This window comes from Pseudomonas sp. P7779 (genome assembly GCF_013386315.1).
In the GTDB taxonomy this organism is placed as follows: domain Bacteria; phylum Pseudomonadota; class Gammaproteobacteria; order Pseudomonadales; family Pseudomonadaceae; genus Aquipseudomonas.
Genome location: NZ_JACARZ010000079.1, coordinates 32,164 through 45,725, shown reverse-complemented (window position 1 = coordinate 45,725; position 13,562 = coordinate 32,164). Strand labels below are relative to the sequence as shown.

9 protein-coding genes are annotated in these 13,562 nt (G+C 57.8%); all 9 read right to left on the bottom strand.

Annotation, left to right across the window (positions count from 1 at the left end; translation table 11 throughout):
* Positions 1–5 precede the first annotated feature (5 nt).
* Positions 6–917 (bottom strand): ABC transporter permease subunit, encoded by a 912-nt coding sequence (locus HX869_RS22545; RefSeq protein ID WP_003215991.1) that lies wholly within the window; start codon positions 915–917, stop codon positions 6–8.
* A 10-nt stretch (positions 918–927) separates the two neighbouring features.
* Positions 928–1,938: an ABC transporter permease subunit gene (locus tag HX869_RS22540; RefSeq protein ID WP_003215992.1), complete on the bottom strand. Its 1,011-nt coding sequence runs from the start codon at positions 1,936–1,938 to the stop codon at positions 928–930.
* Positions 1,939–2,012: 74 nt separating this feature from the next.
* Positions 2,013–3,611, bottom strand: coding sequence for an ABC transporter substrate-binding protein (locus HX869_RS22535; RefSeq protein WP_003215993.1), 1,599 nt, complete (start codon positions 3,609–3,611; stop codon positions 2,013–2,015).
* Positions 3,612–3,692: 81 nt separating this feature from the next.
* A complete protein-coding gene (locus HX869_RS22530) occupies positions 3,693–5,090 on the bottom strand; it encodes an OprD family porin (RefSeq protein WP_003215995.1) in 1,398 nt (465 codons plus the stop codon).
* A gap of 171 nt (positions 5,091–5,261) precedes the next feature.
* Positions 5,262–6,806 (bottom strand): ABC transporter substrate-binding protein, encoded by a 1,545-nt coding sequence (locus HX869_RS22525; RefSeq protein WP_372865593.1) that lies wholly within the window; start codon positions 6,804–6,806, stop codon positions 5,262–5,264.
* 364 nt (positions 6,807–7,170) lie between these two features.
* Positions 7,171–8,799: an ABC transporter substrate-binding protein gene (locus HX869_RS22520; protein WP_003216000.1), complete on the bottom strand. Its 1,629-nt coding sequence runs from the start codon at positions 8,797–8,799 to the stop codon at positions 7,171–7,173.
* A gap of 258 nt (positions 8,800–9,057) precedes the next feature.
* Positions 9,058–10,659 carry an ABC transporter substrate-binding protein gene (locus HX869_RS22515; protein WP_003216002.1) on the bottom strand — a complete coding sequence of 534 codons (1,602 nt, stop codon included), beginning with the start codon at positions 10,657–10,659 and terminating at the stop codon, positions 9,058–9,060.
* A 135-nt stretch (positions 10,660–10,794) separates the two neighbouring features.
* Positions 10,795–13,167 carry a hypothetical protein gene (locus HX869_RS22510; RefSeq protein WP_218645432.1) on the bottom strand — a complete coding sequence of 791 codons (2,373 nt, stop codon included), beginning with the start codon at positions 13,165–13,167 and terminating at the stop codon, positions 10,795–10,797.
* The gene (locus tag HX869_RS22505) at positions 13,164–13,475 is read right to left on the bottom strand and encodes a hypothetical protein (protein ID WP_134327322.1); all 312 of its coding nucleotides are present in this window, start codon (positions 13,473–13,475) and stop codon (positions 13,164–13,166) included. The genes HX869_RS22510 and HX869_RS22505 overlap by 4 nt, the downstream gene beginning before the upstream one ends.
* Positions 13,476–13,562: the final 87 nt, after the last annotated feature.

Below are 13,562 nucleotides of genomic sequence, written 5' to 3'. Positions count from 1 at the left end.
TCTCCTCAGGCGGCGTTCTTGAGTTTCGGGTCCAGCGCATCGCGCAGGCCGTCGCCCATCAGGTTGATTGCCAGCACGCTGAGCAAAATGGTCAAGCCAGGCAGGCTCACGACCCACCAGGCGCGTTCGATGTAGTCGCGGGCCGAAGCCAGCATGGTGCCCCACTCAGGGGTTGGCGGTTGTACGCCAAGGCCCAGGAAGCCCAGGGCGGCAGCATCGAGAATCGCCGAGGAGAAACTCAGGGTGGCCTGAACGATCAGCGGCGCCATGCAGTTCGGCAGCACGGTGACGAACATCAGGCGCGGCAGGCCGGCGCCGGCGAGGCGGGCGGCAGTCACGTAGTCACGGTTCAGTTCGCCCATCACCGCAGCGCGGGTCAGACGGACATAGGACGGCAGCGACACGATCGCGATCGCAATCACGGTGTTGATCAGGCCAGGGCCGAGGATCGCGACAATCGCCACAGCCAGCAGCAGCGACGGCAGGGCCAGCATGATGTCCATCAGGCGCATGATGGTCGGGCCGAGCAGGCGCGGGAAGAAACCGGCGAACAGGCCCAGCAGGATCCCCGGGATCAGCGACATCACTACCGACGACAAGCCGATCAGCAACGACAGGCGCGAACCCTGGATCAGGCGCGACAGCAGGTCACGGCCCAGTTCATCGGTGCCCAGCAGGAACTGGATCTGCCCACCTTCGAGCCAGGCCGGAGGGGTCAGCAGGAAGTCACGGTATTGCTCGCTCGGGTTATGCGGGGCCACCCAAGGGGCGAAGAGCGCGCAAAACACCACCAGCAACATGAACAGCAGGCCGGCAACGGCGCCCTTGTTCTTGGAAAAGGCTTGCCAGAATTCTTTGTACGGGGACGGGTACAGCAGGCTTTGATCGACTGCTACCGCGGGAGTAGGTGTGGTCATGGTCATGATCTCAGCGCTGGTGACGGATGCGTGGGTTGGCGAAGCCGTAGAGGATATCCACCACGAAGTTCACCAGAATCACCAGGCAGGCGATTAACAGGATGCCGTTTTGCACCACGGGATAATCCCGTGCGCCAATGGCTTCGATCAGCCATTTGCCGATGCCGGGCCACGAGAAGATGGTTTCGGTCAGGACCGCACCGGCCAGCAATGTGCCGACTTGCAGGCCGACCACGGTGAGTACCGGGATCAAGGCGTTACGCAGGCCGTGGACGAACACCACGCGCGCCGGCGACAGGCCCTTGGCCTTGGCGGTGCGGATGTAGTCTTCGCGCAGTACTTCGAGCATCGACGAACGGGTCATCCGCGCGATAACGGCCAGCGGGATGGTACCGAGCACGATGGCCGGCAGGATCAGGTGGTGCAGGGCATCCCAGAATGCGTCCGGCTCGTCGGCCAGCAGGGTGTCGATCAGCATGAAGCCGGTGCGCGGCTCGATGTCGTAGAGCAGGTCGATCCGTCCGGAGACTGGCGTCCAGCCCAGGCTGACGGAGAAGAACATGATCAGGATCAGGCCCCACCAGAAGATCGGCATCGAATATCCCGCCAGGGAGATGCCCATCACCCCATGGTCGAACAGGGATCCTCGCTTCAAGGCCGCGATCACCCCGGCTAACAGCCCCAGGATGCCGGCGAACAACAGGGCGGCCATGGACAGTTCCAGGGTCGCAGGGAAAAGGGCGGTGAATTCAGTCCACACGCTGGTACGGGTGCGCAGGGATTCGCCGAGGTCGCCGTGGGCGAGCTTGCCGACATAATCCAGGTATTGCGCGTAGAGCGGTTTATTCAGACCAAGGCGTTCCATTGCCTGAGCGTGCATCTCGGGGTCGACTCGTCGTTCGCCCATCATGACTTCGACGGGGTCGCCAGGGATCATGCGAATCAACGCGAAGGTCAGCAAGGTGATGCCGAAAAACGTGGGGATCAATAACCCCAATCGGCGGGCAATAAAACTAAACATCTTGTTGTGTACCTCAATCAGCCGGTTAGGCAGGTTCGGCACCGTCAATGTCGACGGTGCCGAGCGTCTCTTATCTACTTCACCTGGGTGGTGGCGAAGTTATTTGTGGTCAGAGGGCTTTGGGTATAACCCTCGACGTTTTTACGCATGGCGGTGAACATTTTCGGGTAAGCCATGGGAATCCATGGTTGGTCCTTGTCGAAAACGTCCATTGCTTGTTCATAGAGTGCAGCGCGCTGGGTGGGTTCAGCGATGGCGCGCGCCTTGTCGATCAAGTCTTGAAACTCCTTGTTACACCAGCGGGCGTAGTTTTCGCCGTTTTTCGCTGCATCGCAACTCAAGTTCGGGGTGAGGAAGTTATCCGGGTCCCCGTTATCCCCCGCCCAGCCGGCGGAGACCATGTCATGTTCGCCATTCTTGGCGCGCTTGAGCATTTCGCCCCATTCCATGACCTTGATGTTCACTTTCAGGCCGATCTGCGCCAGATCCGCCTGCATGCGCTGGGCGCCGAGCATTGGGTTGGGGTTGGTCGGGCCGCCGCCGTTGCGGGTAAACAGGGTGAACTCGGTGCCTTCCGGTACGCCGGCTTCCTTGAGCAGGGCGCGGGCCTTGTCGAGGTCGCGGGGCGGGTTTTTCAGCTTGTCGCTGAAACCCAGCAGGGTTGGCGGGTACGGGCCGGTGGCGTCGACCGCGTTGCCTTTGCCGTACAGGGATTCGTTGTAGCCCTTCTTGTCGAACGCGATGTTGATCGCGTGACGCACCCGCGCGTCGCTCATGTACTTGTGGGTGGTGTTCATGGCGGTGTAGGCGGTGGTCATCGCCGCCAGTTCCGCCACCTTCAGGTTCGGGTCGGCCTTCATGCTCGGCACGTCATCCGGTTTCGGATACAGCGCGATCTGGCATTCGTTGGCCTTGAGCTTTTGCAGGCGCACGTTGTTGTCGGTGGTGATGGCCAGGATCAGCGGGTCAGCCGGCGGCTTGCCACGGAAGTAGTCCGGGTTGGCCTTGAAGCGCACTTGGGCGTCTTTGGCGTAGCGGGTGAAGATGAACGGGCCGGTGCCGATGGGCTTGGCGTTCAGGTCATCGGTCTTGCCGGACTTGAGCAGCTGGTCGGCGTATTCGGCGGAGTGAATCGAGGAAAACGCCATGGCCAGGTCGGCCAGGAACGGTGCTTCAGGGCGGGTCAGGGTGAAGACCACGGTGTGGTCATCGGTCTTCTCTACGCTCTTGAGCAGTTCCTTGAAGCCCATGCTTTCAAAGTATGGGTAGCCCACGTTGGACTTTTTGTGCCACGGGTGATTCGGGTCCAGCTGGCGCTGGAAGCTCCAAAGCACGTCGTCGGCGTTCATGTTGCGCGTGGGTTTGAAGTAGTCGGTGGTGTGGAACTTGATGTCGTCACGCAGGTGAAAGGTGTAGGTCAGGCCATCGGCGCTGATCTCGGGCAGGTCTTTGGCCAGCGCCGGGATCACTTCGGTGGTGCCGGGCTTGAAGTCCACCAGGCGGTTGAAGATGGTTTCGGCCGCGGCGTCGGCGGTGACAGCCGTGGTGTACAGGACCGGATCGAAGCCTTCCGGGCTGGCTTCGGTGCAGACGACCAACGGTTTGGCCGAGATGCCGACAGCAACGCTCAACAGCGCAGCGGCAATGGCGGCTTGTAACGGGAGCATTTTCATCTAAGAGCCCTCTGCAATCGATTGGACCAGACAAGCGTAGGCGGCGGGCTCGTCCTGAGCCCGCCGCCGACCTGGCGCTGATTAAAGAATGTTGAACGGGATGGTGGTCACCAGGCGGAACTCACGCAGGTTGCCGTCAGCCTGGTTGGCGCTGGCACGGTGAGTCACGTAGGTACCACGAATGGTGGTGGCCTTGAGTGCGCCGCTCTGGATCGCGTAAGCCGCGCCTACACCGTATTCCTGGTGCTTCTCGCCGTCCTGGGCCTGAATGCCGTTGTAGGCAAAGCCAGCGCGGCCGCCGTCGCCGGTGTAGTGAGTACCGTCGATACCCCAGCCACGTGCCGAGTAGACGTTGAACTTCAGGCCCGGCACGCCGTATTCGGCCATGTTGATGCCGTAGGCGATCTGGAAGGACTTCTCGTTCGGACCGTTGAAGTCGGACGTCAGGGAGTTGGCCAGGTAGATGCCGTTGGTTTCGTGCAGGTAGTCGAAGTACTCGTCGCCGTTCACGGCCTGGTAGGAGAAGGTCAGGCTGTGAGCCTGGTGGGTCAGGCCGAACGACAGCGAGTAGGTGTCGTTGTCGATCTTGCCCATCAACTTTTTGCCTTCGTCGACGGTCTTGTAGTAGTTCAGGCCCGTGGTCAGGGACAGGGTCTGGCTGTCACCCAGCTCGTGGGTAGCACCGAAGTAGTACTGGTTCCAGAAGTCTTCCACGTTAGCGGCGAACAGGCTGGTCTTCAGGCTCTTGAACGGCTGGTAGTTGACGCCCAGGGTGTTGACCTTGTCGGTTTCCTGGCGACCATTGCCGTATTCAGTACGGAATTTCGACAGGCTCTGCTCGGTCCGTGGCGAAACGCGGTCGAACACGCCGCCCTGGAAGGACAGGTTGCTGAACTCTTCGCTGTTGAAGCTCACACCTTCGAAGCTCGAAGGCAGCGCACGGTTACCGATGGTGTCGATGATGCCGCTGCTGAAGTTCTGGCGACCGGCGGTCAAGGTGGTGTTCGAGACACGGAACTTGACGTTGGCCAGGCCCAGTTTGCTCCACTGGTCTACAGCGTCGCCGTCGGAGTCGGCCAGGGTACGGTTGGAGCCGCCCTTGATGTCGCGCTTGCTGCGGTCCAGGACCAGAGCGTTGTAGACCGCCACTTCAGTGCTCACGCCAACGGTGCCTTGGGTGAAACCCGAGGTAGCGTTGAGGATGGTGCCTTGCACCCAGTTGGTACGGTAGTTGTCAGTACGGGCTTCGCCGTGCTTCTGGTAAGTGAACTTGCTGCCACGGAAGCGTTGTTCGTTGGAGAACCAGTTGCGGGTTGTACCGCCCAGGCTTGCGCCATCGATAAAGCCTTTGGCCTCGCTTTGGGCGCTGGTGCCGGCCAGTGTGGTTGGAACGAAGTCCTGGCTTGCAGGATCAGCGTAGGCGTTAGCCGTGATGCTGCTGATGGCCAGGGCCAGTAGCGCGGTGCTGCTCAGTTTCATGGGTGAAGCTCCTTTGGTTCTCTTTTTAATGCCGGTCTTTTTAGGTGAACCGGCTATTGGGTGTGTAACTCGTTCAAGCCTTTGCAAACGTTTGCCCATGGGTAAAACCCGAAATAAGGCTGCACGTTTGCAGCAAGGCGAATGCTCGCCCTGCGCAATCCGGTTATCTTTTTATGGGTTGATGCTGACGCCCGAGAACACGTTGCGGCCGAAGGGGCTCACTTTGAAACCTTCGACTTTGGCGCTTAACGGCTGGTTGACCGTCGAGTGGGCGACTGGCGTGATCGGCACCTGCTGCTTGAGCAGTTGCTGCGCCTGTTTGTATAGAACAGTCCTTTGTTCGCGGTCGGTGACGACCTTGGCTTGCTTGATCAGCTTGTCGTACGCCGGGTCACACCACATGGAGTAGTTGTTCCCGCCGATGGCGTCGCAGCTGTAGAGGGTGCCCAGCCAGTTGTCCGGGTCACCGTTGTCGCCGGTCCAGCCGATCAGGCTGACATCGTGCTCGCCATTCTTGGTGCGCTTGATGTACTCGCCCCATTCATAGCTGACGATCTTCACCTTGAGACCAATCTTCGCCCAATCGCTTTGCAGCATTTCGGCCATCAGCTTGGCGTTGGGGTTGTACGGCCGTTGTACCGGCATCGCCCACAGGGTGATCTCGGTGCCTTCCTTCACGCCGGCAGCCTTGAGCAATTCCTTGGCTTTTTCCGGGTTGTAGGCGGCGTCCTTGATGGTGTCGTCGTAAGACCACTGGGTCGGCGGCATGGCGTTGACCGCCAGTTGCCCCGCGCCCTGGTACACGGCGTTGAGGATGCTCTGCTTGTTCACCGCCATGTCCAGGGCCTGGCGCACTTCGAGCTGGTCGAAGGGCTTGTGCCGCACGTTATAGGCGATGTAGCCCAGGTTGAAACCCGGCTTGGTCAGCAGTTGCAGGTTCGGGTCGGCCTTCAGGGCTTCGACGTCGGCCGGGCGCGGGTGCAGGGTGATCTGGCATTCGCCGGCCTTGAGCTTTTGTACCCGTACCGAGGCGTCGGTGTTGATCGCAAAGATCAGCTGGTCGAGCTTCACGCGGCTCGGGTCCCAGTACTGTTTGTTGCCGGTGTAGCGAATCTGCGAGTCTTTCTGGTAGCGCTGGAACACGAACGGCCCGGTGCCGATCGGCTTCTGGTTGATGTCGCTGGGCTTGCCGACCTTGAGCAAATGGTCGGCGTATTCAGCCGACAGGATCGAGGCGAAGCTCATGGCGATGTTCTGGATAAACGCGGCGTCGACCGTGTTCAGGGTCATCACCACGGTGTGCGGGTCGGTTTTCTCGACCTTGGCGATATTCTTGTTCAGGCTCATCCCGTTGAAGTACGGAAACTCGGTGGGGTAGGCCTTGCGGAACGGGTGTTCGGGGTCAAGCATGCGATTGAAGGTGAACAGCACGTCGTCGGCGTTGAAGTCGCGCGTCGGCTTGAAGTCCTTGTTGCCGTGGAATTTCACCCCTTCACGCAGGTGGAAGGTATAGGTCAGGCCGTCTTCGGAAATATCCCAACGGGTTGCCAGGCCCGGTACGACATTGGTCGCGCCTTTTTCAAACTCGGCCAAGCGGTTGTAGATAGGCTCGGCGGCGTCGTTATCGGTGGCCGTCGTGTATTGCGCGGTGTCGAAGCCCGCCGGGCTGCCTTCGGAGCAAAACACCAGGCTCTTTTTCTCGGCAGCCTGGCCCATCGAGGCCACAGCCAGCAGGCTGGTGCCAAATATCGCGGATAGAACGGTGGTATGGCGCATAACAATCCCGATCCTTGTTTGTTGTTTTCGTCAGTGAGCAATCGCAAGGTCATTCACGACCTTGCGACAACACTGATCCCACAACGGCAGTTGCCCTACAGAGACGATGCGTCTGCCGTACCACGACGTTATGGGTCGGGAGCCAGGCAGTAAATGCAACGAATCTGACAGACCTTGTAGGTAACGGAGCCGCGATTCGCAGTTAGCTGCCGTAGGACGGCAGCGTGTGCGGAGGTGGTCTGTTTCCTACGGTCTTGGCGGATGCAATAACGGCGACGTTATGAAACGTCGCCGCCAGAGATCCTTACTTGCCGCTTACGCTCACGCCGTAGAAGGAGTTCAAGCCAAATGGGCTGATCTTGAAGTCCTGCACGTTGTTGCGCATGGGTTGATACACCGTCGAGTGCGCGATAGGTGTCATCGGGACTGCATCTTTGAGGATATGTTGCGCCTGCTTGTACAGCTCGGTGCGTTTGGCTACGTCGGAAGTCGCCTTGGCTTCTTTCACGATGCCGTCGAATTTCTTGTCGCACCACTTGGAGAAGTTGTTGCCGGCCAGGGAATCGCAGCCGAACAGCACGTTCAGCCAGTTGTCCGGGTCACCATTGTCGCCGCTCCAGCCAATGATCATGGCTTGGTTCTCGCCGCCTTTGGAACGCTTGATGTACTCGCCCCACTCATAGCTGACGATGTTCACTTTCAGGCCGATCTGTTTCCAGTCGTTCTGCAGCATCTCGGCCATCAGCTTGGCGTTCGGGTTGTACGGACGCTGGACCGGCATCGCCCACAGGGTGATCTCGGTGCCTTCCTTGACGCCGGCTTCCTTGAGCAAAGCCTTGGCTTTGGTCACATCAAACGGCGCATCCTTGATGGTGGTGTCATAGGACCACTGGGTTGGCGGCATGGCGTTGACAGCCAGTTGGCCTGCGCCCTGGTACACCGAGTCGATGATCTGCTGCTTGTTCACCGACATGTCCAGGGCCTCACGCACGCGCAGGTCGGACAGCGGGTTAGGCGCGGTCTGGCCCTTGAGGACCGGCATTACGTTGTAGGCGATGTAGCCCAGGTTGAAACCGGCCTGGTGCGGCAGTTTCAGGTCCTTGTCTTCACCCAGCGCCTTGAGGTCGGCCGGACGTGGGAACAGGGTCACCTGGCATTCGTTTTTCTTCAGCTTCTGGATACGCACCGACGGGTCGGTGGTGATGGCGAAGATCAGGTTGTCGATCTTCACGTCTTCAGGTTTCCAGTAATCCTTGTTGCCGGTGTAACGGATGTTGGAGTCTTTCTGGTAGCTCTTGAACACGAACGGGCCAGTGCCGATTGGCTTCTGGTTGATGTCCTGTGCCTTGCCTTCCTTCAACAGCTGGGCGGCGTATTCAGCCGACTGGATGGAGGCGAAGCTCATTGCCAGGTTCTGGATGAAGGCGGCGTCCACGGTGCCAAGGGTGAACTTGACGGTGTGGTCATCGACTTTCTCAATGTTCTTGATGTTGGTGTCCATACCCATGTCCGTGAAGTACGGGAACTCGGTCGGGTAGGCTTTACGGAACGGATCGTCTTTATTGATCATCCGGTTGAAGGTGAACAGTACGTCGTCAGCCGTGAATTCACGAGTTGGCTTGAAGTACGGGGTGGTGTGGAACTTGACGCCTTCACGCAGGTGGAAGGTGTACGTCAGGCCATCCGGGGAAACGTCCCAGGTCGTGGCGAGCCCAGGAACAACAGCGGTGCCGCCGCGCTCGAACTGGGTCAGACGGTTGAACATGGTTTCGGCCGAAGCATCGAAGTCTGTTCCGGTGGTGTACTGGCCTGGATCAAAACCGGCCGGGCTCCCTTCGGAGCAGAACACCAGGTTGCTCGCCGCTTGGGCGAAAGGTGCAGCAGCCATTAAACCGGCGCTGACTAATAACGGAATGACTGCGTGTTTAAGCATGTTGGCCTCATGATTTGTTGTCATTTTTGGTAGTGAGGGCGACCTCGTGAGTCGACCTGCGGATACTTATGCAGGGCCCATACCCAATGCAAGATGTTGAGAGCCTACAACGGCTAAACAGTGGTACGAACGTACACGAATGTCGCATATGTGTAAGTTCAGACACATTTACGCACTTTTGAGGGTTTTTTTCGGTGCGAGGGCTGCACCAGGAATGCCCAACCGAGGCGTCTGGCGCACTCGGTTGGGGCGCGGCTGTTACTTATTCAGGCTGACGCCGTAGAAGGGAGTGAGTCCAAAAGGACTGATCTTGAAGTCCTGCACTTCCTTTCGCAGGGGCTGGAAAACCGTCGAGTTTGCGATAGGCGTTATAGGTACTTGTTCCTTAAGGATTTTTTGTGCCTGTTGATACCACTTGATGCGCTGCTCGCGGTCGCTGCTGACCTTGGCCTGCTGTACCAGTTTGTCGTAGGCCGGGTTACACCATTTTGCATAATTGCTGCCCTTCACCGCGGCACAACTGTAGAGCACGCCCAGCCAGTTATCCGGGTCGCCGTTGTCGCCGGTCCAGCCGTAGATCATCACGTCGTGCTCGCCGGCTTTGGCGCGTTTGATGTACTCGCCCCACTCATAGCTGACGATATTGGCCTTGATGCCAATCTTTTCCCAATCCTGCTGGATCATCTGCGCCGACATCCGGGCATTGGGATTCGACGCGCGTTGTACGGTCATCGCCCACAGGTTGAGGGTGGTACCTGGTGCAACCCCTGCTTCTTTTAGTAGCGCCCGCGCCTTGGCCGGATCGTAGGGCGCGTCCTTGATTGTCGGGTCATAAGACCACTGGGCCGGAGGCAGGGCGTTCTGCGCCAATTGTCCGGCGCTCTGGTACACCGCCTTGATAATTGCCGGCTTGTCGATGGCCATGTCCAGCGCCTGGCGCACCTTGAGCTGGTCCAGGGGCGGGTGGGTCACGTTGTAGGCGAGAAAGCCCAGGTTGAAGCCGGCTTGCTGAAGAACCCGCAGGTTGGGGTCTTGCTTCATCACTTCGATGTCGGAAGGGCGCGGGTAACCGCTGACCTGGCACTCGCCGGCCTTGAGCTTTTGCAGGCGTACGGCGGCGTCCGGGGTGATCGAGAACACCAGGTTGTCGAGCTTCACATCTTCGGGCTTCCAATACTGTTTATTGGCGCTGTAGCGAATCTGCGAATCCTTCTGGTAACGCTTGAACACAAATGGCCCGGTGCCCACCGGCTTCTGATTGATGTCCGCGGCCTTGCCTTCCTTGAGCAACTGCGCGGCATATTCGGCGGACTGCACCGAGGCGAAGCTCATGGCCAGGTTCTGCACGAAGGAGGCGTCAACGTTGTTCAGGTTGAAGCGCACGGTGTGCTCGTCGAGTTTTTCGACGCTCTTGATCGTGGTGTTCAAGCCCATGTCGGTGAAGTAGGGCGACTCCGATGGATAGGCCTTGCGGAGCGGGGTCTCGGGATCCAGCAGGCGCTGGAAGGTGAAGAGCACGTCGTCGGCGTTGAAATCACGGGTCGGGGTGAAATAGTCGGTGGTGTGGAACTTGACGCCATCGCGCAGGTGGAAGGTATACATCAGGCCGTCTTTGGACACGTCCCAATTGGTTGCCAGGCCGGGTTCGACTTCAGTGCCGCCACGCTTGAACTGGGTCAGGCGGTTGAACACGGTTTCGGCGGAGGCATCGAAATCGGTGCCGCTGGTGTACTGGCTGGGGTCGAAGCCGGCGGGGCTGGCTTCGGAGCAGTAGACCAGGGTGCCGGCTGCCTGGGCCATGGGCATGAATGCCAGCAGGCCGGCAGCAAGGAGCAGCGGTTTTAAGGTGATTCTTTCCATGGAGACCCCTGAAGTGGCAGGCAAATAGTGCCCGAACGAAAACGGCAGTCACCGAGGTTACCGCCGTTCTTGTCACTCAGGTAGAGATAAGCATGCGAGGCCCCAGTGTCTCCGGGATTCGGCTATTCCAGGTCGCTACGATTTGGCCGGAAAGTGTTCGGGTTTATAAGTGAACGCCCACCACTTGAACGGATTCCAGTACGGGTTGTTCTTTGACGGCTTGAATTTCTTGATTCGCGCCATTTCTTCGCTGACATACTGTTCAGCCTGAGCTCTTACTGCGGTACGGACGTTGTCGGTGATCGGGATTTTTTGTGCGGATAAGTTCTCCAGGTAGAGGTGTTCTACTTTATCAATGGCTGCTTTTACTTGTTCCGGGGACAGGTTGGCGGTCAAGGTACCGCTATAACCTTTGACAGGGCGGCCAATCAACTTTTGGAATTGAGCGGCAAACGAAGCATCCCCACCGGTTGCGGAGTCACATGACAGCAGGCGCACGTTGTCGAACTCTTCCGGATGGATCCCTTTGCTGTGAAGCGTATCCAGCAATTCTTCCGGACTATTGAGCTTTCCATCATAAGAAACTTTTGCGACCCCGGTAGTCTCATCGACTTTACCGTGTACCAGTATGTTCAATCGCTGGGCCGAACCTTGTTTGTTCACATCCACGAACGTGTAAAGTTTATCGTTGATAGTGTTCAGGCTATCTATTTCTCCACTGAGAATACTGGTTTTTTCAGCAGTAGAAAAAAGGGCTTCGCCGACCGGCAGATTTTTAACCGTTTTCAGGGGCGGCAGTTCGACGCCGTCTACGTTGATAGATGCCGGGGGGGCCTCTGGTCCACTCGACTCAATTTCATTTAAAGACGGGTCCGGATGACTATCGCCGGATACTTTCGAAACGCGTGTCAGCTCAAATTCGCTCTTCTGCGAATTATAGTTCCAGCGGTAGTCTTCAGTAACGGTGGAGTTGAACGTGATCGGAGTTTCACCCAGGCTCGCCTCGACCAAACCGGGTGCAACTTCGTGTGCCAGCATCAGGCTTGAGATGACGGCCGCAGCAGTTCCCCCTGTGCGCTCGCCTGCGGTCTTGCCATAGAGGCTGTCATGCACGCCAAACACGATATTGCCTATATTGCCAACAATGGGCAGATTACCAAAGGTTTTGCCCCAGGTGTCTTTCACCGACTTCCAGGCTTGCTGCGAGGCACCAAACACATCCGTCTGGTCGGCCCACACCGCATTGTTGGCGTTCTGCTCCTGATAGTGGGGGGCGATACCTTTGTTCAGATCGCCAAATTGCAGCCCATAACCTGCTTTTCGCGATTCGGTGTAGTTGAATAGCTCTCGTACCGGCACGGATTTATCTTTGTACCAGTGTTCGTACCCCGGATATCGCGACCGATTATCCTGGATGAGGCTGTCGAGCACCGCCCCGGCCGGTGGCCAGTGGGCATTGTGTCCCCCTTGCATATCACCGGTATTGAAACGGCGCATCAATTCATCACGATTGTCTTTGGCCCAGTTCGCAAATTCTTCATCGCCTTTTATCTCGCGGACAGCGCCGTTCTTCAAGTCGATCATGACTCCCTGATTGGGGCGATTGGCGGGATTGCCATCGTAAGGCGTGTAGGGGATAAAGGCATACCCGCTCATGGGGTAGCCGTAAATATTGGGGATAATCACTTGCCCATTCTTGTCCAGCGTGCGATTCACCGCTTCCTGGCCGGCAGGGCTTAACCTTGCGAAATTTTCCGTGTCACTACGAAGGCTCAGCAACGTGCCCCGTGTTACATAGGCGTCTGCTTTTCCCGATCGCTCTGCTATTGTTCCGGAGCCCTCGCGCATCGGCGCGGCTATGTCTTTCTCCCAGCGAGCTTGAAGTTGTCGGCCGAACGCTTCCAGATCATTGATTTTTGTCCGGTCTTTTTTTTCTATTTCCATTTCAGGAAAATTTAAAACCCCACCACGTGCGGGTCTGTCGTGCGCTAGAGCACCCGCTGCAATTTCCCATGCGAAATAAGTGTGTGTCTGGGTATCAGAGAGATTTTGTGCTGTGCCCATACCGACATAGGTATTGAACGTTACCGTGAACTTTTCATGCGGGTCGAACCCGGCTGCCAATAAACCCCCACTGAAGTATCCTGCGGGGTCCATGAACAGGCGCACGTTCTGGAACTTGACGTTTCGTTCGCCTTCAGTGCCACTTTCTATATTTTCGATCTGCGTCTTTACACGATTGGCATAGGCATCGATATGAGCCTCTCGCTCATTGTAGATATACCCATCGCCTGGCGCGTGAACAAAGTCGGGTCCGTAAATGGTTGCCTTGTAGATATCAGACTCGTTCCTGGCGGCAGTGCCAACGTTGTCCGTTTCATAAATATCGGTACTCTTCAATGGCGTTGGCGGTATCCGTTCCAGCGCCTCGGTACGTTGTTCTTGAGTCGTACCGGGTAGCGGTGTTTTTGGGTAATGGACAATGTTAAGTTGAACTGAGCTTGTCATTTCAGATTACCTGGCTGGATGTTGATTGCACGCATCTGCGCCGCCATAAACTGTGGATGAGGAGTACGGTGATCTACGCCATGAGTGGTGCAGCGTCCAGGCGTGTTCCGCTCGTTGAGGGTGAGGATGTAGTTGTCCATTGCACGGGTTATAAGTTGAAAAGATTTATCACCAACGCACTTCAATGTGTCCGGACCAGCAGACGCCCGGCGATTAAGCATTTTCTGAAGCTGGTAACCGGTTATTACCGCTGAAACTTCTTGAATTAAGTGCCAGGCAAAAAAAATGCTGCCCGAAGGCAGCGGCATTGCAGTCCTGCTCCCTGAAATGGCAGGTAAACGCTACGCGAACGAGAACGGCGGTCACCACGGTTGCCGCCGTTCGGGTTACCCAGG

Bases quoted from the DNA above. Each gene is read 5' to 3' on its own strand.
- HX869_RS22505 (WP_134327322.1), bottom strand. From the start codon at position 13,475: ATGCCGCTGCCTTCGGGCAGCATTTTTTTTGCCTGGCACTTAATTCAA.
- HX869_RS22535 (WP_003215993.1), bottom strand. From the start codon at position 3,611: ATGAAAATGCTCCCGTTACAAGCCGCCATTGCCGCTGCGCTGTTGAGC.
- HX869_RS22515 (WP_003216002.1), bottom strand. From the start codon at position 10,659: ATGGAAAGAATCACCTTAAAACCGCTGCTCCTTGCTGCCGGCCTGCTG.
- HX869_RS22545 (WP_003215991.1), bottom strand. From the start codon at position 917: ATGACCACACCTACTCCCGCGGTAGCAGTCGATCAAAGCCTGCTGTAC.
- HX869_RS22510 (WP_218645432.1), bottom strand. From the start codon at position 13,167: ATGACAAGCTCAGTTCAACTTAACATTGTCCATTACCCAAAAACACCG.
- HX869_RS22520 (WP_003216000.1), bottom strand. From the start codon at position 8,799: ATGCTTAAACACGCAGTCATTCCGTTATTAGTCAGCGCCGGTTTAATG.
- HX869_RS22530 (WP_003215995.1), bottom strand. From the start codon at position 5,090: ATGAAACTGAGCAGCACCGCGCTACTGGCCCTGGCCATCAGCAGCATC.
- HX869_RS22540 (WP_003215992.1), bottom strand. From the start codon at position 1,938: ATGTTTAGTTTTATTGCCCGCCGATTGGGGTTATTGATCCCCACGTTT.
- HX869_RS22525 (WP_372865593.1), bottom strand. From the start codon at position 6,806: ATGGGCCAGGCTGCCGAGAAAAAGAGCCTGGTGTTTTGCTCCGAAGGC.